The sequence below is a fragment of the Noviherbaspirillum denitrificans genome, from assembly GCF_002211445.1.
In the GTDB taxonomy this organism is placed as follows: Bacteria; Pseudomonadota; Gammaproteobacteria; order Burkholderiales; family Burkholderiaceae_D; genus Noviherbaspirillum; species Noviherbaspirillum denitrificans.
In genome coordinates this window covers 969886-986606 of the sequence record NZ_LSTO01000001.1, presented here as the reverse complement: position 1 = coordinate 986606, position 16721 = coordinate 969886, and the positions used below count along the sequence as shown (strand labels likewise).

19 protein-coding genes, 3 tRNA genes and 1 pseudogene are annotated in these 16721 nt (G+C 58.9%); 11 read left to right on the top strand and 12 right to left on the bottom strand.

What is annotated here, in order from left to right:
* Nucleotides 1-277, bottom strand: a pseudogene (locus tag AYR66_RS29330) (hypothetical protein); the annotation flags it as partial.
* A gap of 511 nt (nucleotides 278-788) precedes the next feature.
* Here AYR66_RS29330 and AYR66_RS04965 point away from each other — a divergent pair.
* The gene (locus AYR66_RS04965) at nucleotides 789-1061 is read left to right on the top strand and encodes a hypothetical protein (protein WP_141104026.1); all 273 of its coding nucleotides are present in this window, start codon (nucleotides 789-791) and stop codon (nucleotides 1059-1061) included.
* Nucleotides 1062-1311: 250 nt separating this feature from the next.
* Nucleotides 1312-1827, top strand: coding sequence for a surface-adhesin E family protein (locus tag AYR66_RS04960; protein ID WP_088706600.1), 516 nt, complete (start codon nucleotides 1312-1314; stop codon nucleotides 1825-1827).
* A gap of 33 nt (nucleotides 1828-1860) precedes the next feature.
* On the opposite strand, the gene AYR66_RS28735 is transcribed toward AYR66_RS04960, so the two are convergent.
* From AYR66_RS28735 to AYR66_RS04945, 3 genes are all read right to left on the bottom strand, one after another.
* Nucleotides 1861-2001: a hypothetical protein gene (locus AYR66_RS28735; protein WP_170942067.1), complete on the bottom strand. Its 141-nt coding sequence runs from the start codon at nucleotides 1999-2001 to the stop codon at nucleotides 1861-1863.
* A 369-nt stretch (nucleotides 2002-2370) separates the two neighbouring features.
* Complete coding sequence (locus tag AYR66_RS04950) at nucleotides 2371-2769, bottom strand: SpoIIAA family protein (protein ID WP_088706598.1); 399 nt, start codon at nucleotides 2767-2769, stop codon at nucleotides 2371-2373.
* A gap of 111 nt (nucleotides 2770-2880) precedes the next feature.
* On the bottom strand, nucleotides 2881-3207 hold the full coding sequence (locus AYR66_RS04945; RefSeq protein WP_141104025.1) for a hypothetical protein: 327 nt from the start codon (nucleotides 3205-3207) through the stop codon (nucleotides 2881-2883).
* Between the two features lie 245 nt (nucleotides 3208-3452).
* Here AYR66_RS04945 and AYR66_RS04940 point away from each other — a divergent pair, with 245 nt between their 5' ends.
* The 3 genes from AYR66_RS04940 (at nucleotide 3453) to AYR66_RS04930 (ending at nucleotide 4765) form a co-directional block, all read left to right on the top strand.
* Complete coding sequence (locus tag AYR66_RS04940) at nucleotides 3453-3860, top strand: cupin domain-containing protein (protein ID WP_088706596.1); 408 nt, start codon at nucleotides 3453-3455, stop codon at nucleotides 3858-3860.
* 59 nt (nucleotides 3861-3919) lie between these two features.
* Nucleotides 3920-4531, top strand: coding sequence for a hypothetical protein (locus tag AYR66_RS04935; RefSeq protein ID WP_141104024.1), 612 nt, complete (start codon nucleotides 3920-3922; stop codon nucleotides 4529-4531).
* A gap of 158 nt (nucleotides 4532-4689) precedes the next feature.
* Nucleotides 4690-4765: transfer RNA gene (locus AYR66_RS04930), tRNA-Asn, on the top strand.
* Between the two features lie 4 nt (nucleotides 4766-4769).
* On the opposite strand, the gene AYR66_RS28205 is transcribed toward AYR66_RS04930, so the two are convergent.
* Nucleotides 4770-5087, bottom strand: a complete 318-nt coding sequence (locus AYR66_RS28205) for a hypothetical protein (RefSeq protein ID WP_141104023.1) — start codon at nucleotides 5085-5087, stop codon at nucleotides 4770-4772.
* A 4-nt stretch (nucleotides 5088-5091) separates the two neighbouring features.
* Between AYR66_RS28205 and AYR66_RS04925 the strand changes: the two genes are divergently transcribed.
* Nucleotides 5092-5781 (top strand): class I SAM-dependent methyltransferase, encoded by a 690-nt coding sequence (locus tag AYR66_RS04925; RefSeq protein ID WP_170942066.1) that lies wholly within the window; start codon nucleotides 5092-5094, stop codon nucleotides 5779-5781.
* Complete coding sequence (locus AYR66_RS04920; protein ID WP_170942065.1) at nucleotides 5778-6869, top strand: glycosyltransferase family protein; 1092 nt, start codon at nucleotides 5778-5780, stop codon at nucleotides 6867-6869. The genes AYR66_RS04925 and AYR66_RS04920 overlap by 4 nt, the downstream gene beginning before the upstream one ends.
* 101 nt (nucleotides 6870-6970) lie before the next feature.
* Here AYR66_RS04920 and AYR66_RS04915 read toward each other — a convergent pair whose 3' ends face one another.
* The 4 genes from AYR66_RS04915 to acs all read right to left on the bottom strand — a co-directional run bounded on the left by AYR66_RS04915 (nucleotide 6971) and on the right by acs (nucleotide 11514).
* A complete protein-coding gene (locus AYR66_RS04915; protein ID WP_088706592.1) occupies nucleotides 6971-8665 on the bottom strand; it encodes a methyl-accepting chemotaxis protein in 1695 nt (564 codons plus the stop codon).
* 131 nt (nucleotides 8666-8796) lie between these two features.
* Nucleotides 8797-9144, bottom strand: coding sequence for a CzcE family metal-binding protein (locus tag AYR66_RS04910; RefSeq protein WP_088706591.1), 348 nt, complete (start codon nucleotides 9142-9144; stop codon nucleotides 8797-8799).
* Between the two features lie 142 nt (nucleotides 9145-9286).
* Nucleotides 9287-9377, bottom strand: a tRNA-Ser gene (locus AYR66_RS04905).
* A 154-nt stretch (nucleotides 9378-9531) separates the two neighbouring features.
* Nucleotides 9532-11514 (bottom strand): acetate--CoA ligase, encoded by a 1983-nt coding sequence (acs, locus tag AYR66_RS04900; RefSeq protein ID WP_088706590.1) that lies wholly within the window; start codon nucleotides 11512-11514, stop codon nucleotides 9532-9534.
* Between the two features lie 264 nt (nucleotides 11515-11778).
* Between acs and AYR66_RS04895 the strand changes: the two genes are divergently transcribed.
* Both AYR66_RS04895 and AYR66_RS04890 read left to right on the top strand, forming a co-directional pair.
* Entirely contained in the window at nucleotides 11779-12396 is a 618-nt protein-coding gene (locus tag AYR66_RS04895; protein WP_088709607.1) for a YqhA family protein, read from the top strand.
* A gap of 19 nt (nucleotides 12397-12415) precedes the next feature.
* A complete protein-coding gene (locus AYR66_RS04890) occupies nucleotides 12416-13957 on the top strand; it encodes a fumarate hydratase (protein ID WP_088706589.1) in 1542 nt (513 codons plus the stop codon).
* A 46-nt stretch (nucleotides 13958-14003) separates the two neighbouring features.
* Here the strand turns inward: AYR66_RS04890 and AYR66_RS04885 are convergent, their stop codons facing one another.
* Complete coding sequence (locus AYR66_RS04885; protein ID WP_088706588.1) at nucleotides 14004-14561, bottom strand: NADPH-dependent FMN reductase; 558 nt, start codon at nucleotides 14559-14561, stop codon at nucleotides 14004-14006.
* Nucleotides 14562-14707: 146 nt separating this feature from the next.
* Between AYR66_RS04885 and murI the strand changes: the two genes are divergently transcribed.
* Together murI and AYR66_RS04875 are read left to right on the top strand one after the other, a co-directional pair.
* On the top strand, nucleotides 14708-15523 hold the full coding sequence (gene murI, locus AYR66_RS04880) for a glutamate racemase (protein ID WP_088706587.1): 816 nt from the start codon (nucleotides 14708-14710) through the stop codon (nucleotides 15521-15523).
* A gap of 75 nt (nucleotides 15524-15598) precedes the next feature.
* A tRNA-His gene (locus AYR66_RS04875) sits at nucleotides 15599-15674 on the top strand.
* Nucleotides 15675-15804: 130 nt separating this feature from the next.
* Here the strand turns inward: AYR66_RS04875 and AYR66_RS29325 are convergent.
* Together AYR66_RS29325 and AYR66_RS30545 are read right to left on the bottom strand one after the other, a co-directional pair.
* Entirely contained in the window at nucleotides 15805-16398 is a 594-nt protein-coding gene (locus tag AYR66_RS29325; RefSeq protein ID WP_088706586.1) for a PEP-CTERM sorting domain-containing protein, read from the bottom strand.
* Nucleotides 16399-16627: 229 nt separating this feature from the next.
* On the bottom strand, nucleotides 16628-16721 hold a 94-nt coding region (locus tag AYR66_RS30545), incomplete at its 5' end, for a multicopper oxidase domain-containing protein (protein WP_141104166.1).

The following is a 16721-nucleotide window of genomic DNA, read 5'->3' as shown; positions in this document are numbered from 1 at the left end:
AGGCGGTGACTGTGCCGGGGGGCGTGGCCGTTCCACCACCGGTGCCCGTAGAACCCGTGCCCGTCGAGCCCGTACCCGTCGAGCCGGTACCCGTCGAGCCGGTACCCGTAGAACCAGTACCTGACGATCCTGTTCCCGTCGACGGCGTCCCGCCGCCTGACGCATCCGCGGGCGCAGTGGTCGACGAGCCGCCGCCACCGCCGCATGCTGTCAGCACTGCAGCGGCAATCAATGCCGCGCACAGCGGTTTGATGCGGATGCCGGTGTCTCCGTCCATCCTTCCCGGGAACGGTCGTAGCGTCCCCTTCTTATCCCTGTCGATGAGCTTTTCCATCCCAAACCTTTCACGTATGTCGCAATGTCGTTTCCTCGCAAGAGAATCGAGGATTCGCTTCGTTTTCTATCAGCCGGCTGGAACCTGAGGGCTGCAGAGCCATTCCAATACCTGTGTACGCATGCCGGAGAGGCGGCGCGATGCTCGTTGCTTTCCCGGCTGAAGCTCATCTTCTATTGCTTCGAAAAATCGCTTCTTGAGAACCATTAAGGCGAGTGCATTTGCGTGTTCGCCTGAAACATACTGTTACGCTGCAGCCCGCAAGGATCACCTTGCATTTGCATGACAAAGACGATTTCGCGAGCGAAGAGAAATGGATGTGACCGCTGGAAAGTGTGTGTCGAAATACCGACACGGCGAGAGGAAAACCTCCAAAACACGGCGGTACGCGATACGAGCCGGAGATCGAGACTTATACTGATTTTTGTGCAATGCAGTGAACTGTGAGGCGATCATGGAAAAATCCCCTTCGCGCCCTTTGACCAAGCGCATGCCGCCCCCCGGCAAGAAATCGTTCAACCTCAATGTGGTGGTCAAGCCCCGCGGCGCGTCCGCCAAACGCGAGCAGCCGCAAGACAAGTTGAGCCGGGAAGACATTTCCCGATGCATCAATATCTGGGCGAGCATGTACCTCACGCCGGACGAGGCCATCGATTCACGTGACCTGTGCCTGCCCTCGCATCCGTGGGCGGGACGCGACCCGTCTGGCATGAAGCGATTTGAATAGGCGATAAAAAACCGGCTCGTGGCCGGCTCGTGAAATACCCTTGTAGGGCTTGGGGATACTGCATACTACAACATCCCCGCGGCGCATTGCACACATTTCTGCGCCGCGCGGTATCCCTGCCCTCCTCCACAGCGCACTCCACACATTTCTGCGCTGACCCGCCCGCCTCGCAAATCAATAGAAATGCGCTCGTGAAGCCGCTACTATTCCATGGTTTGCGTAAAACAATCATATCGGGGGAGCAGGCTCAATGAACAGGATTCTTGCGACGTGCGTCGCTGTCGCGATTACCTTGGGCGCATCGCCGTCGTTTGCCGAAGCGAACGAAGACAAGTCCCTTGACTCCCTCTATGAACGCGGACAGAAGGAGCTGGCGCCGAACTGGCGCGGCCTGGGCAAGACCCATGCCTCGGCTGTGTTTGTCCATCAGGATGTGAGGAAAGCCGACGGCGGCATGCTCGCCGTCTGGACGCATCACGAGCTGCCCGCCCCTGGATACGTCGACAAGGAAAAACCCTACCTGTCCACGCGCGACCGCATGCTGGTCGACTGCAAGGGCGTGCGTACAGGCACGACGGATGTTGCCTACTACTCCGAACGATTCGGATTTGGCATGGTGGTGGGAACGGAACGGCGGAAGGCCGAGCTGACCGACGCCGTTCCCGATTCGATCGAGGAACTGCTGGTCAAGGCTGTGTGCACCTCCGCCAAGCCTGCAAAAGTGGCGCGCAAGACAAAGAGCGCCGAGGCGCCGGCGAAAGAATAGCGCGCCCTCGGTTGCAGCGTGTGCCTGCCTGGTTTACTTGAACGACTTGACGGCGAGGATGATCAACCCGATCGATGCCGATGCCTTTACCGCCACGGCACGCAGCCGGCGCGTATTCAGAAGCGCAAGACGGCTTCCCTTCAAACGTATCCTGTTGTGCAATGACCTGCCCATGTCTGCTCTCCCCTCTTGAAACACCCGGTTACATAAATTATAGGGAGCGGTGCTTTACAGGAATGTGACAACAAGCACAAACGCATTTGCGCCTTCGCAAAAACAACATTCAGCCGCGGATACCCAGCGCGGGCACTACATGCGGCAATCTCCCACCGGGTCGGGGTACAGCGGCTTTCACTTTGTCACCTTCATCATGTTTGCGTTCACAGCCCGCCACGACAGTTGCGACAATCAGTACAAGGATGGCAAGGCGCTCGGGAGTGGGGCGCATGGACATGGGTCGACCTTCTTCACGACAGTGACCGTCCTAGACCGCTTTATGTTTCCGGAGTTCAATGAATCTGCCCGATGAAGCAGATCACGGGTTCAATCTTGCTTGTTCAACCATGCGAGCGCTGTTTCGCGTTCGTGGAACACCTTCACGCCGAGCTCATCGGGATCGAGCAGTACCATCGCTGTATCAGCCGAAATCTGGGAAAACTTTGCCGGACTGTATATCCATGCGAAGCGCTCCATGCCCGCTTCCTTCAGGCGCGGGAACCATTCGCGCGCGGCCCATTCAGCCGCACCCATCCAGAGACCGCGCACGTCGGTATTGTCGTTGAGGATGCGATAAGCGCCGTGCGCCACCATCATGTCCATGATGTGCGCACAGCCTTGTGTTCCGGTATTCATGCTTTGATAGCCCTTCCAGCATGCATGGAGGATTCGGCTATCGGGATCGAGGAAGAGGTCGAGGGAAGTGTCGCTGTACAGCTCGAGCATGGCGTAAAGAATCTGCAGACTGGCCCTTTCAACAGGACCAATCGATGGTAGCACATGCAGATGGCTTTGGCAGGCGCACACTGCGCCTGCCCGGTGTCACTTCAAATCGCGTCAGCGGCAGAAGTAATTGACGATGGTCGGCTCACCATTGTTGTTGATGGTGAAGGCATGAGCGCAGCTTGCGGGAAGCTTGGCATGGTCACGGTAGACCACGACGGTCGTGCTCCGCGAGTTCGGATATTCCATGACTTGGGTCGGTTCGCCATAGACCGCGAGCAGGTCCTTCAACGGCTTGCCTGCCCAGGTCATGTTCAGTTGCCGTTCGCTGCCGGAACGCTTCGACTGGGCGCCTTCCGGCTTGGCGGAGGCGCACCCCGCGATCAACACCATTGCCATGCAACCCGTTACGACCCCGACGAGGCCTGCTCCCTTTTTCACTTCCCGCTCCTTGTTACCGACTTGTGGGGGACGCTCAGCTTCATCCCTCTGGCTCGGATTGTATGAAGTGCCAATGTTGGCCTCAAGACATGGATATGGGATTTCCGGGCTGCAAGGGACAGGGATTGCGGATTCCTTGACACAAAATAAGCCCCTCTCGCCGGGCGGCACCGCCGAAGTCGGACAAATGCTCACCGTCGGGACAGACTTATACTTGTCTGATACCCCCTGCAGGAGGAATACTGATGGACGGACAAGCACACCAGCAGCGCATTGCCAGCGTGAGACCGGACAAGGAAACCATGACCCGCCAGCGCCTGCCCTACTTCATCGGCGTATCCGCGGATACCGTTGGCGCACGCGGGCTGTCCATGCACCTCGTCGCGATTCCACCGGGAGCACGTGCCTCGCCGCATGTGCACGACGGATACGAGACAGCCATCTATGTCCTTGAAGGCCGTGTCGAAACGCGGTACGGAGCAATGCTGGAGCATGCCGTCATCAGCGAAGCCGGCGACTTCCTGTTCATCCCGCCGGGTGTGCCGCATGAAGCGATCAACCTGAGCAGTACGGAAACGGCACGCGCCGTCGTTGCACGCAACGATGCAAACGAACAGGAGCGCGTGCTTCCCTATGCCGTTCCGCACGCCTGAAGGCGTTCGGCGTGAACGAATCCGGCATCGTGCCGCCAAATGATATTTGGGGATTGCACATGGACCTGACATCCACCGACGAGGTCAATCGCCTGATCTGCGATTTCACCACCCTGCAGGAAAGCTGGGAAGCCAATCCCGGAAACTTTGACTGGCCTCGGCTTGAGGCGTTGGCGCGTGACGGTGCGCGAGCATACAACGAGGGCGCAGGGCCTTCCTTCCACGCCCTGGCGCTCGATGGCGTCGAGCACAGCGCATTCCATGAGCGCTTCCTCGGCTATCTGCTGCAAGCCGGCTTCGATCCCTTCCACCTCGCCCGTCCGGGCAGTGGCGTTGCGCCGGTGCCCGTGATCGATCATGCCAGCCTTGCCGATGCAGCATTTGCCAATCCGTCGTCCGCCCGCATGCGCACCATGCTGATGGCAATTGCGCGCGAGCGTTTCGCCGGCATGGAAGAAGAGGTGTGTGCCAGCGGCCGGATTTCGGCGGAATCGATGCTGACCGTGGAAGCCTGCGCCGAATCGATCCCGCCCGACCTGCTCCAGCGCATTGCCCCCGAGCTCGTTGAACCGCAGAGAAGCGGCCCGCGTCAGCGCACAGTCGATCCGATCGAGGGTTACCTTTCGCCAGCGGAAATCATTGTGGAAGGCGGCCACGCGCCCTACGGTTGAGGCGATTTCCTTCCGCAAATGCCCGCGGCGCAGCTTTTAAAAAATGAAACCGCAGCCTACACTGCAAAAGGGGCCGGCCCCCACAATAGGTCTGATTGCGCGATTTTTGTCGCGACGCTGGACATTTTGGCGGTGCGCTAATACAATCTCGCCTCTCTTCCCCGATAGCTCAGCCGGTAGAGCGACGGACTGTTAATCCGCAGGTCCCTGGTTCGAGTCCAGGTCGGGGAGCCAGACATTACCCAAAATGGGCGCCTTCGGCGCCCATTTTGTTTTCCGGCAGCGCCATCATCAGGGCTATCCCGCCGCCCGCCATTTTCACCGCACTTCCCATTACGCAGTTATTTTCGGCGCACGAACGTCGCGCCCGGCTTTGACCGCGTCCTGGCCGCGAATCCTCATATTGGCCTGTTACAAAAAAGAAAATATCATCACTGGTGACCTTCAAGGTTTTTGTAAAACCCTCTTTCGCGGGCAATGCGCATGAGGAGCACCAGGTGACGCGCTCGGTTTGAAAACGCGTGTCAATTCGATCAGGCAAAACAAGGCCGGACATGACAATGAATGGGATTCTCACGGAGCAACGAAATGCGGCGTACACAACGCCGAGGCCGGACGTGTTTGCCTTGGTTCCATCGACGGCATTGAGAGTACTCGATGTCGGGTGCAGCAACGGTGCACTCGGCGCCAGTCTTCGCATGGCCCGCGAAGGGCGCAAAGTGTTTGGTGTAGAGATAGATCCTTCTTTTGCCGCCGAAGCTGAACATCATCTTGATCATGTGACGTGCGCAGATCTGAATGAATTGGACTGGACGGCTTTATTGCCAGGGACGATGTTCGATTGCATCATCTTCGCCGACGTCCTGGAACATCTCCTGGAACCCAGGAATCACCTGTTGAAAGCAAAACAGCGCTTGCAACCAGGAGGATGCATTGTCATCAGCCTGCCGAACATACGTCACATCTCTTCCTTTTACTCTATTTTCATAAGAGGTACGTTTCCGTCAAGGAGCCGTGGCATCTTCGATAGGACCCATTTGCGCTGGTTCACCATTAGCGACGCCATCAGGCTGGTCACCGAACTGGGGATGCATGTCGACCAATCCAGCTACGTCATCCGCCTGGGTGACCAGGGCGGCGGAATATGGAACCGGCTTGCAATCAAGGTCCTTGGGCCAATTCAACATTTTTTCCCCATTCGCGAATTCCTGACTTACCAGTTCTGCCTGCGCCTGATTGCCGCAAAATGAGTCCCGTCAAGATCGGATTTGTCCTGCTTTCAAATTCGCGCAATCCCATTCCAAGCACGCGCATCGCGGCATTGAATATATTTCCGTATCTGCGCGCGGAAAACCTTGAACCGCACATCGTGTTCGAACCGGAGCACGCGACGGAAACACCGGATGTCTCGCACCTGGCAACGACACTGATCAAGGAGGGGTTTCAGATCGTCGTGTTCCAAAAGGTACATGGACCGAGCGTAGAAACACTTGCACGCCGGCTTTCCGAGGCCGGAATCAAGACTGTGTACAGCGTATGTGATTTGATAAACACAACAATGGCGGACGCAACAGATGCAACATTGGTTGTCTCTGAATATCTCAAGAGCCAGTACCCGACGTCGCTCCAATCCAAAATACATATCGTGCATGATGGCATCGAAGATCCGGAAGTATGCAAGACAAGCTGGAGCGACCATGCGGGTTCCCGCAGCCGCCCGCTCCGCGCGGTGTTGGTGACGTCTGTCGAACTCGACCGCCTCCCGCATCTCGAAGCGCCTCCGGAATGGCTTGCGGTGACGATCGTCGGGCGCTATGCGGCCGCTGGCCAGGTTATGCAGCGATTCCGGGAAGCACGGTGGAATTTGGCGAGGCAGCAATGCTTCCACGACCGGCTTGCGTACCTCAGGTTTTTGGCGAACCGCCGTATTCGGTGCCTTGCATGGAGCCAGGCGACTGCTTATGAATCAATGCAGAATGCCGACATTGGCATCCTCCCTATCGAAACAGTACCCGCACACCTGCCAGGAAACGTTCCCCCACCGTGGAAGCTCAAGTCCGAGAATCGGCTGACCATGAAAATGTGCGTTGGCCTGCCGGTCATTGCGACGCCGATACCATCCTATGAACCCGTCATCAAACAAGGTGTGAACGGATTTTTCGCCCAGTCTTATGCAGACTGGAACAAGTGCCTGGGCGCATTGCGTGACCCGGCACTTCGGCGCACCATGGGAGAGCGTGCGAGAGAATCGGTGAGGGAATCTTATTCGATGGAGAATCAAGCCCGGAGGCTGATCACCGTCCTGCGTGAGCTGGTGAGGCCCCACGCGCGACGTTAAGGACAGGCGAGCACTGCCACTGACCTGATACATCCGCGGAGCCGGATTCAAAAAAGGGCCGCATTGCTGCGGCCCTTTCCCCCTCACAACCAGCCGCGCAATCATGCGGCCTTCCAACTCCCCATCGTAAAAACCTGTTTCGCAGGCAGCAGTGCCGGACCGGACCTGGACGCATGCCTATCCGGCGCATCAAGTCTTTGCACTGCAGTAGTCTGCTCGTGCACCTCGGCTGCGGCCTCATCGACCGTGAACAGGCACACGATTTCCTTGAGAGAATGCGCCTGCTCCTGCAGGGAAGCAGCGGCAGCCGCAGCCTCCTCCACCAGGGCGGCATTCTGCTGCGTCGCCTCGTCCATCTGATTAATCGCCAGGCCCACTTGCTCGATGCCGGCGCTCTGCTCCCGGCTGGCAGCCGTGATTTCGGCCATGATGTCGGTCACGCGCTTCACGCTTTCGACGATTTCATGCATCGTTTCGCCCGCCTCGTTCACGTACCGCGTGCCGGCATTGACCTTCTCCACCGAATCGCCGATCAGGGCCTTGATTTCCTTGGCGGCAGTGGAAGAACGCTGCGCGAGGTTGCGCACTTCCGCTGCGACAACCGCGAAGCCGCGACCCTGCTCACCTGCCCGTGCCGCCTCGACCGCAGCGTTGAGCGCGAGGATATTGGTCTGGAAGGCGATACCGTCGATGACCGAGATGATGTCCACGATCTTCTTCGACGACTCGTTGATCGACGACATGGTATCGACCACCTGCGACACCACCATGCCGCCCTTCAGCGCAATCTCCGCAGCCGATTGCGCCATGCCGTTTGCTTGCATTGCGTTGTCCGCGTTCTGCTTCACTGTCGAGGTCAATTCTTCCATCGACGACGCCGTCTCCTCCAGCGAGCTGGCCTGCTGGTCGGTGCGCGCCGACAAGTCCATGTTGCCCGCGGCGATTTCGCTCGATGCATTCGCGATGGTATCCGTGCCGGCCCGGACCTGCGACACAATGGATGCGATGCTGTCGCGCATGCCCTTGATCGCGTGCAGCAAGCTGCTGCTGTCGCCTGGCTTGAGTACGATGTCCACCGTCAGATCACCTTGCGCAATCCGGTGCGTCACGTCGGCCGCATATTCGGGCTCGCCGCCCAGCTGCTTCAGCAAGCCGCGTGCAATCACAAGGCAGATACCGACGAGCAGCGCCGCCAACAGGAGGGTCCCCACGGAGAATGTCTCGACGCGTACCAGAACGGCGGCATCGACGGTATCGAGATACACGCCCGATCCGATTACCCACCCCCACGGTGCAAAGCCTTTTACATACGACACCTTCTGCACCGGCTGGTCCTTGCCAGGCATCGGCCACAGGTAGAACACGAAGCCGGATTCGCTCTTCCTGACCGTGTCGGCAAATTCGACGAACAGCCGCTTGCCGGTTGGATCCTTGTTTTCGGAGAGGTCCTTGCCGTCCAGCTCGGGTTTGATCGGATGCATCACCATCTTCGGCTGCATGTCATTGATCCAGAAATATTCGTTGCCACCGTAGCGCAGCGACTTGATTGCATTCATCGCCTGCTTCTTCGCGTCGTCCTGGCTTAGCACGCCCTTCGCTGCAAGCTGCTGGTAATGGGCAAGGATGCCATGCGCCGTCTCGACCGACTGGCGCACGCTGGACTTGCGCTCTTCCAGGATAAGGCCGCGTTCCGACACCAGGAACAGCGTGGCAAGCACGACGATGCCGAGGACGGCGCTGACGGTCAGCAGGCCGAGCTTCCTCGCGATACTCAAGGTTTGAAGTCGATGTAACACGTCGATATCCTCCAGACTTGTGTGCCGTGCTAGATGCACAGCAATGTTGTAGGAGGATTATAGGAAGCGAATCTGCGCGAATCGCGAAACGGTGATGAATGATGAGAATTCAGCCGAGATTCTTCGCCGCCTCATTGGGAATCGCGCTCTCCGCCGCCGATATACCGCGGATCCGGCGCCATGTACACATACAAGGTGCGTCCCAGCACGCCAGGCGGGGCAACGCGGCTGAGATCGAACCGGCTGATGCCGGTGCCGACATTGAACGCCCATGCAAAGGATTTGTCGCCGACGTCAAACCTGACGATATCGCCGCCCGTCACATTCACCCATTTCGTTTGCGGACTGATTACGATGGTCTGGGTCGCCGCCTCGACCGGCGCGGGATCGCCGAGAAGACCGACAGGCATGTCCTGGTTGATATGCGCGCACGCGGACAGGAGGGTAACGGCGCAGAACGGCAGGTAACGGCAATTCATGGCTAGACTCCTCAGGAGTTCTGGATATTGGACTCCCCTCGGCACACACCGTTCGCGCCAGCCTGCATTTGACTGGACGGCAAGCCGCCAAAAACAAAAACCCGCATCGGCTGATAGCTCGATGCGGGTTTTCTTTACTACTTGGCGGAGAGGGGGGGATTCGAACCCCCGATAGGCTATGAACCTATACACGCTTTCCAGGCGTGCGACTTAAACCACTCATCCACCTCTCCTGGATTCGGGTTCGCAAGCGCGAAGCCAAAGATTATAGCAAAGACTTTCGATTTGTTGCAGCTTTTCTGTTTCTTTTCGAAAAAACCATAAAAAAACCGGCGCGGCTTTTGGCCGCACCGGTCCTTTCAGTCTCCTCCGTCTTGTCCGCTTTGCTTATTGCGCCTGTTTCAGTTGCTCCAGGATGGCCGGATTTTCGAGCGTGGACACGTCCTGGGTGATCTGGTCGCCCTTGGCGATCACGCGCAGCAGGCGGCGCATGATCTTGCCGGAACGCGTCTTCGGCAGGTTGTCGCCGAAACGGATTTCCTTGGGCTTGGCGATCGGGCCGATTTCCTTGGCCACCCAGTCACGCAGTTCTTTCGCAATCGCCTTGGCTTCATCGCCGGTCGGACGGGCGCGCTTCAACACCACGAAGGCACAGATCGCTTCGCCGGTGGTTTCGTCCGGCTTGCCCACCACGGCGGCTTCTGCCACCAGCGGGTTGGCGACCAGCGCCGATTCGATTTCCATCGTGCCCATGCGGTGGCCCGAGACGTTCAGCACGTCGTCGATACGGCCGGTGATGGTGAAGTAGCCGGTCTTTTCGTTACGCACGGCGCCGTCGCCCGCAAGGTAGAGCTTGCCGCCCAGTTCTTCCGGGAAGTAGCTCTTCTTGAAGCGCTCCGGGTCACCCCAGATGGTGCGGATCATCGACGGCCACGGACGCTTGACGACCAGGATGCCGCCTTGTCCGTTCGGCATGTCATGGCCGGTTTCATCAACCACGGCGGTCATGATGCCCGGCAGCGGCAGCGTGCAGGAACCCGGAACCATCGGCGTCACGCCCGGCAGCGGGGAAATCATGTGGCCGCCGGTTTCGGTCTGCCAGAAGGTATCGGCGATCGGGCACTTTTCGTTGCCGACGTTCTTGTAGTACCACATCCAGGCTTCCGGATTGATCGGCTCGCCCACGGAACCGAGCAGGCGCAGGCTGGACAGGTCGTACTTCTTCGGATGCACGTCGGCATCGGCGTCGGACGCCTTGATCAGCGAGCGGATCGCGGTCGGTGCGGTGTAGAAGATGGAAGCCTTGTGTTTCTGGATCATGTCCCAGAAACGGCCGGCGTTCGGGTAGGTCGGAACGCCTTCGAACACGATCTGCGTCGCGCCGACAGCCAGCGGGCCGTAGGCGATGTAGGTGTGGCCGGTGACCCAGCCGATGTCGGCGGTACACCAGAACACGTCGGACGGCTTGATGTCGAAGGTCCACTTCATCGTGAGCATCGCCCACAGCAGGTAGCCGCCGGAAGCGTGCTGCACGCCCTTCGGCTTGCCGGTAGAACCCGAGGTGTAAAGCACGAACAGCGGGTGCTCGGCGTCGACCCATTCCGGTTCGCAGGTCGCGGCCTGGCCGGCGAGCACGTCGTCGAGCCACTTGTCGCGGCCGGCGACGAAGTTGATGTTGGCGCCCGTGCGCTTGTAGACGATGACGTTCTTGATCGTGTCGCAGCCGCCCATGGCGAGCGCTTCGTCGACGATGGACTTCAGCGGCAGGTGCTTGCCGCCGCGGACCTGTTCGTCGGCGGTGATGACGGCGACAGCGCCGGCATCGATGATGCGTTCCTGCAGGGACTTGGCGGAGAAGCCGCCGAACACCACCGAGTGGGTGGCGCCGATACGGGCGCAGGCCTGCATGGCGGCGACGCCTTCGACGGACATCGGCATGTAGACGACGACGCGGTCGCCCTTCTTGATGCCGAGCGCCTTCAGGCCGTTGGCGAACTGGCACACCTTGTCGTGCAGTTCCTTGTAGGTGACCTTGGTAACCTGGCCGCCGTCCGCTTCAAAGATGATCGCGGTCTTGCCGGCGTTGCCGTTCTGGAGGTTACGGTCCAGGCAGTTGTAGGAAACGTTGAGCTGGCCGTCTTCAAACCAGCGGTAGAACGGCGCCTCGGACTCGTTCAGGGTCTTGGTAAAGGGCTTTTGCCACGCGATGTTTTCGCGTGCAAGTTGCGCCCAGAAACCCTCGTAGTCGCGCTCTGCTGCAGCGCACATCGCCTTGTAGGTTTCCATGCCGGAGATGTTCGCGTTTTTCACGAATTCCGCCGGCGGGTTGAAGATGCGACTTTCCTGTTTCAGGGTTTCGATATCGGACATACTGGGTCTCCCGCACTCATGTGTTGAATGGAAGCGAAGTTAAGCTTTTACTCTTACTAAAGCCTTACATGACAGTTGGACATCCTCATCCGCCTGACGCGCATCATGCTGCGGCCTGCGCGCATGGTCATGGAAAAATTGCCAATTTGGCATCAACATGCGCGCTCCGCAGCACCCTGCTGCATCGCAAGAAACGGCAGGAGGGAAAACGCCAGCCCGTGTAAAATGCTGGGGTTTCATTCCTGCCTGTCTTTCCAACAAGTGATGAATCCAAACGACAACATCTCCCCCAAGGAACGCCCGATCCGCCCCCTGCCCAACCTGATCTTCATGAGCCGGTGGCTGCAGCTTCCCCTGTACATCGGCCTGATCCTCGCGCAGGGCGTGTATGTCTACCACTTCTGGGTCGAACTGGTCGACCTGGTCGGCGCGGCACTGGGCAACCAGGCGGCGCTGGAACATATCATCAGCGCCGTCGCCATCGAAGGCGCGCCGCGTCCGACCAAGCTGACCGAAACCACCATCATGCTGGTCGTGCTCGGCCTGATCGACGTGGTGATGATCTCGAACCTGCTCATCATGGTCATCGTCGGCGGCTACGAAACATTTGTCTCGCGCATGCACCTCGAGGACCATCCCGACCAGCCGGAATGGCTGTCGCACGTGAACGCCTCCGTGCTCAAGGTGAAGCTCGCCACCGCGATTATCGGCATCTCCTCGATCCACCTGCTCAAGACGTTCATCAACGCTGCGGCCTACGATCCCAAGACGCTGATCGCGCAGACCGGCATCCACATCACGTTCCTGCTGTCCGCAATGGCCATCGCCTTCTGCGACCGCCTGATGAGCGCCCCCGATTCCCACGCCAAGCAATCCCATTGACCCTCAGTTTGACTTCATCATGACGACTATCATCAAGCAAGAAGACCTCATCGAATCGGTCGCCGCCGCGTTGCAGTACATCTCGTACTACCACCCGGTGGATTACATCCAGCACCTGGCGCGCGCCTACGAGGTCGAGCAGAGCCCGGCGGCAAAGGACGCGATTGCGCAGATCCTGACCAACTCGCGCATGTGTGCCGAAGGCAAGCGTCCGATCTGCCAGGACACCGGCATCGTCAACGTGTTCCTGAAGATCGGCATGGAAGTGCGCTTCGAGGGATTCAAGGGTTCCATCACCGATGCGGTCAACGAAGGCGTGCGCCGCGGTTACCTGCATCCGGACAACGTGCTGCGCGCCTCGGTCGTGGCCGATCCGCAGTTCGACCGCAAGAACACCAAGGACAACACCCCGGCCGTCGTGCACATGGAACTGGTGCCGGGCAATACCGTTGATATCCAGGTCGCGGCCAAGGGCGGCGGCTCCGAGAACAAGACCAAGTTCGTCATGCTCAACCCGTCCGATTCGCTGGTCGACTGGGTGCTCAAGACCGTGCCCCTGATGGGCGCCGGCTGGTGCCCGCCGGGTATGCTCGGCATCGGCATCGGCGGCACCGCCGAGAAGGCGATGCTGATGGCGAAGGAATCGTTGATGGAAGACATCGACATGTACGAGCTGAAGAAGCGCGGCCCGCAGAACAAGACCGAAGAACTGCGTCTTGAACTGTGCGAAAAGATCAACGCGCTGGGCATTGGCGCGCAAGGTCTCGGCGGCCTGACCACCGTGCTCGATGTGAAGATCAAGATGTACCCGACGCACGCCGCATCCAAGCCGGTCGCGATGATCCCGAACTGCGCCGCGACCCGGCACGCGCACTTCGTGCTCGACGGTTCCGGCCCGGCCTACATGGAACCGCCGTCGCTGTCCGAGTGGCCGGACGTGAGCTGGACGCCCGATACCGAGAAATCCAAGCGCGTCGACCTCGACACCCTGACCAAGGAAGAAGTCGCTTCCTGGAAGCCGGGCCAGACCCTGCTCCTGAACGGCAAGATGCTGACCGGGCGCGACGCCGCGCACAAGCGCATCCAGGACATGCTGGCCAAGGGCGAGAAGCTGCCGGTGGACTTCACCAACCGGGTGATCTACTACGTCGGCCCGGTCGATCCGGTACGCGACGAAGTCGTCGGCCCGGCAGGCCCGACCACCGCCACCCGCATGGACAAGTTCACCGACATGATGCTCGAAAAGACCGGCCTGATCTCCATGATCGGCAAGGCCGAACGCGGCCCGGTTGCGATCGAGTCGATCAAGAAGCACAAGTCGGCTTACCTGATGGCAGTTGGCGGCTCGGCCTACCTCGTGTCGAAGGCGATCAAGTCGGCGAAGGTGCTGGGCTTTGAAGACCTCGGCATGGAAGCAATCTACGAGTTCGAGGTGAAGGACATGCCGGTGACCGTGGCGGTCGATTCCAACGGCATTTCGGTGCATAACACCGGGCCGAAGGAATGGTCGGAGCGGATTGCTTCCGGTAACCTTGGCGGGATTCCGGTCGCGGTGAAGTAAGCTGCGATTGAGGGAAATGAAACGGGCCGCGATGCGGCCCGTTTTTTTATTTCCTCACATTCCTCAACGCCGTCCCCCAGCTGATTACCTGGTCCAGCATCGCCGTCACCGACTTCTCATGATGCTGCGCCGGCTTGAAGGTCGCGAAGTTTTCGAAATCCGTAAACAGCGACAGCATCACCTGCGCCCGCACGTCCGCCACCATCAACTCCCCCATCACCAGCCGCAGGTGCTCCACCGCCCGCGCTCCGCCTGCGCTGCCGTAGCTGACGAAGCCGGCAGCCTTGTTATTCCATTCGGCATAGAGGTAATCGATCGCATTTTTCAACGCGCCTGACGTGCCGTGGTTGTACTCCGGCGTCACGAACACGAATGCATCGAAGGAGGCGATCTTCGCCGCCCACACCTTGGTGTGCTGGTTGCCGTACTGCCCCATCGATGGCGGTACCGGTTCGTCCAGCAGAGGCAGGTTGAAATCCGCGACGTCCACGATCTCGAACTGCGCGTCGTTGCGCTGACGCGCGATCTCGTAGGTCCAGTTTGCAACGTCGCGCGCCTTGCGCCCCGGCCGCGTACTCCCGACGATAATAGCCACTCTGATCATTTTCTTTCTCCTTGGATTGCCGCATTTCGATGACAAAAAATCAAGCGGCCGTGGGCTTATGAGTGCCATTGCAAACGACGGTTCAACCGGCGCATGAAGCCTGCTTGCCCGGTGTAAAATTGCTCGTCCTCGCAACTCCCACTCCCATGTCAGACAAGCCCATCGGCATCTTCGACTCGGGCATCGGCGGACTGTCGGTGCTGAAATATATCCACGCCAGCCTGCCCAACGAGCAGCTGCTCTACTTTGCCGATTCCGGCTACGCGCCGTATGGCGGGAAAACGGAAGATGAAGTCGTCGAGCGTTCGCTGGCGATCGCCGGATTCCTGATGCAGCACGAAGCAAAGGCACTGGTGGTTGCCTGCAACACGGCGACGGCGGCGGCAATCAAGGCGTTGCGCGCACGCTATCCCGATATGCCGGTAGTCGGCGTCGAACCCGGGCTCAAGCCCGCCGCAGCCTTGTCGAAGACCGGAACGGTCGGCGTGCTTGCCACCAAGGGCACGCTGGCCAGCGAGAAATTCAGACTGCTGCGCGAGCAGGTCTCAGCGGCAACCCATGTGCAATTCCTTCCGCAGCCCTGCATCGGCTTGGCCGACCAGGTTGAGAAAGGCGAATTGCAATCGGCCGAAACCGCCCTGCTCCTGCACCGCTACATCGCGCCGCTGATCGAACAGGGCGCGGATACCCTGGTGCTCGGCTGCACGCACTATCCCTTCGTGCTGCCGCTGATCGAGGAAACCATCGCCCGTGTCACCACAAGGCAGGTTGCCATTGTCGACACTGGCGAACCGATCGCGCGCCAGCTGGTGCGCCTGCTGACGGAACGCGGCTTGTTGCAGCAGGAAGGGCCAGGGAAGATTGCTGCCTTCACCACCGGCAGCGAAACTGCCCTGACGACGGCATTCAAGCGCCTGCTGCACCTCGAACCGCCGGTTGCACCGATCGTCGCAGCAGCTTGAAAAAGAGCATTTGCCACTTCGGCAGGAAGTTTGTATAATCATGGGCTTGCCTGACATGCTGTCGGCAAGACAGTGGTGGCCGTAGCTCAGTTGGTAGAGTCCAGGATTGTGATTCCTGTCGTCGTGGGTTCGAGTCCCATCGGCCACCCCAAGATTTAAATAAAAAGCCCAGTCTTCGGACTGGGCTTTTTGCTTTTTACGCCTCGCAGAGCACAATCTCTATCAAATGAAAAAGGGCTGCAAGTGCAGCCCTTCACTGTTTCAGATGCACCGCAAATCAATCAGGAATTCTTCCGGCGGCGTCGGGTCAGGGAAATCCCTGCAAGGCCCAAGCCGAGCAAGGCAATGCTCGCTGGTTCCGGAACACTGGCTGTCGGCGCATTGAAATTCCAGATCGTGTTAGTCGCGGCCTGGCAGCAGCCGTCCGCACTGAAAGCACCGAATGCGATGATATCCCCGGCACTCACTGCCATGCTGAACGATCCGGACTTGTTGCCTTCAAAGTTGTACGGGTTTCCAAAATAGCCGTTGGCCAGGTTGTAGAGCGTGTCGTTGATGTAGAAATTCAGACCGGAGCAGCAGGCATCGATATCCCAATTGAAGCTCCAGTCAAAGGAAACCGTACCGGCGGTCGCGACGGAGTGCGAAAGCCTGTATTCCTGCGACTGCCAGTTCCAGGTGAAGTCGGGTTCCATGATAGTCAGCGTCTGCTTGGTTGCGTCGACAGACGAAACCACTGGATCGCCAAAGGTGGATGTCTTGGCCCAGGTCGAATAGTCGTAGAAATTGTTGAATCCAACCGGCGATGCAAAGGCTGTCGAAGCAAATAGTGCCGTAAAAAGAGCGAAGAAAGCGGAAAAAATGGTTCTGCGCATGTGAAGTCCCTTGTTGTCTAAAAATTATTAAAATTCTTCCTGCAAATTACATTGCCTCAAGGAATGCACATGTCATGCCAGCAACTCTAAGTCACTGAATTCTAAGAATATAGGGAAAATGCATCCATTTTCATTTAGTGTGAATGTAAATTAAATCGACACGCCATCCCGACGATACAAAACAAAAAGCCCAGTCCGGAGACTGGGCTTTTTTGCTTTCCGGCGCTCCCTACTCCACCGCAATCGTCCCCATCATCCCACCGGCCGCATGGTCGAGGATATGGCAGTGGTACATCCATTCGCCCGGGTTGTCCGCGACGAAA

Bases quoted from the DNA above. Each gene is read 5' to 3' on its own strand.
- AYR66_RS04965 (WP_141104026.1), top strand. From the start codon at position 789: ATGGAAAAATCCCCTTCGCGCCCTTTGACCAAGCGCATGCCGCCCCCC.
- AYR66_RS04960 (WP_088706600.1), top strand. From the start codon at position 1,312: ATGAACAGGATTCTTGCGACGTGCGTCGCTGTCGCGATTACCTTGGGC.
- AYR66_RS28735 (WP_170942067.1), bottom strand. From the start codon at position 2,001: ATGGGCAGGTCATTGCACAACAGGATACGTTTGAAGGGAAGCCGTCTT.
- AYR66_RS04950 (WP_088706598.1), bottom strand. From the start codon at position 2,769: ATGCTCGAGCTGTACAGCGACACTTCCCTCGACCTCTTCCTCGATCCC.
- AYR66_RS04940 (WP_088706596.1), top strand. From the start codon at position 3,453: ATGGACGGACAAGCACACCAGCAGCGCATTGCCAGCGTGAGACCGGAC.
- AYR66_RS04935 (WP_141104024.1), top strand. From the start codon at position 3,920: ATGGACCTGACATCCACCGACGAGGTCAATCGCCTGATCTGCGATTTC.
- AYR66_RS28205 (WP_141104023.1), bottom strand. From the start codon at position 5,087: ATGTCCGGCCTTGTTTTGCCTGATCGAATTGACACGCGTTTTCAAACC.
- AYR66_RS04925 (WP_170942066.1), top strand. From the start codon at position 5,092: ATGAATGGGATTCTCACGGAGCAACGAAATGCGGCGTACACAACGCCG.
- AYR66_RS04920 (WP_170942065.1), top strand. From the start codon at position 5,778: ATGAGTCCCGTCAAGATCGGATTTGTCCTGCTTTCAAATTCGCGCAAT.
- AYR66_RS04910 (WP_088706591.1), bottom strand. From the start codon at position 9,144: ATGAATTGCCGTTACCTGCCGTTCTGCGCCGTTACCCTCCTGTCCGCG.
- acs (WP_088706590.1), bottom strand. From the start codon at position 11,514: ATGTCCGATATCGAAACCCTGAAACAGGAAAGTCGCATCTTCAACCCG.
- AYR66_RS04895 (WP_088709607.1), top strand. From the start codon at position 11,779: ATGAATCCAAACGACAACATCTCCCCCAAGGAACGCCCGATCCGCCCC.
- AYR66_RS04890 (WP_088706589.1), top strand. From the start codon at position 12,416: ATGACGACTATCATCAAGCAAGAAGACCTCATCGAATCGGTCGCCGCC.
- AYR66_RS04885 (WP_088706588.1), bottom strand. From the start codon at position 14,561: ATGATCAGAGTGGCTATTATCGTCGGGAGTACGCGGCCGGGGCGCAAG.
- murI (WP_088706587.1), top strand. From the start codon at position 14,708: ATGTCAGACAAGCCCATCGGCATCTTCGACTCGGGCATCGGCGGACTG.
- AYR66_RS29325 (WP_088706586.1), bottom strand. From the start codon at position 16,398: ATGCGCAGAACCATTTTTTCCGCTTTCTTCGCTCTTTTTACGGCACTA.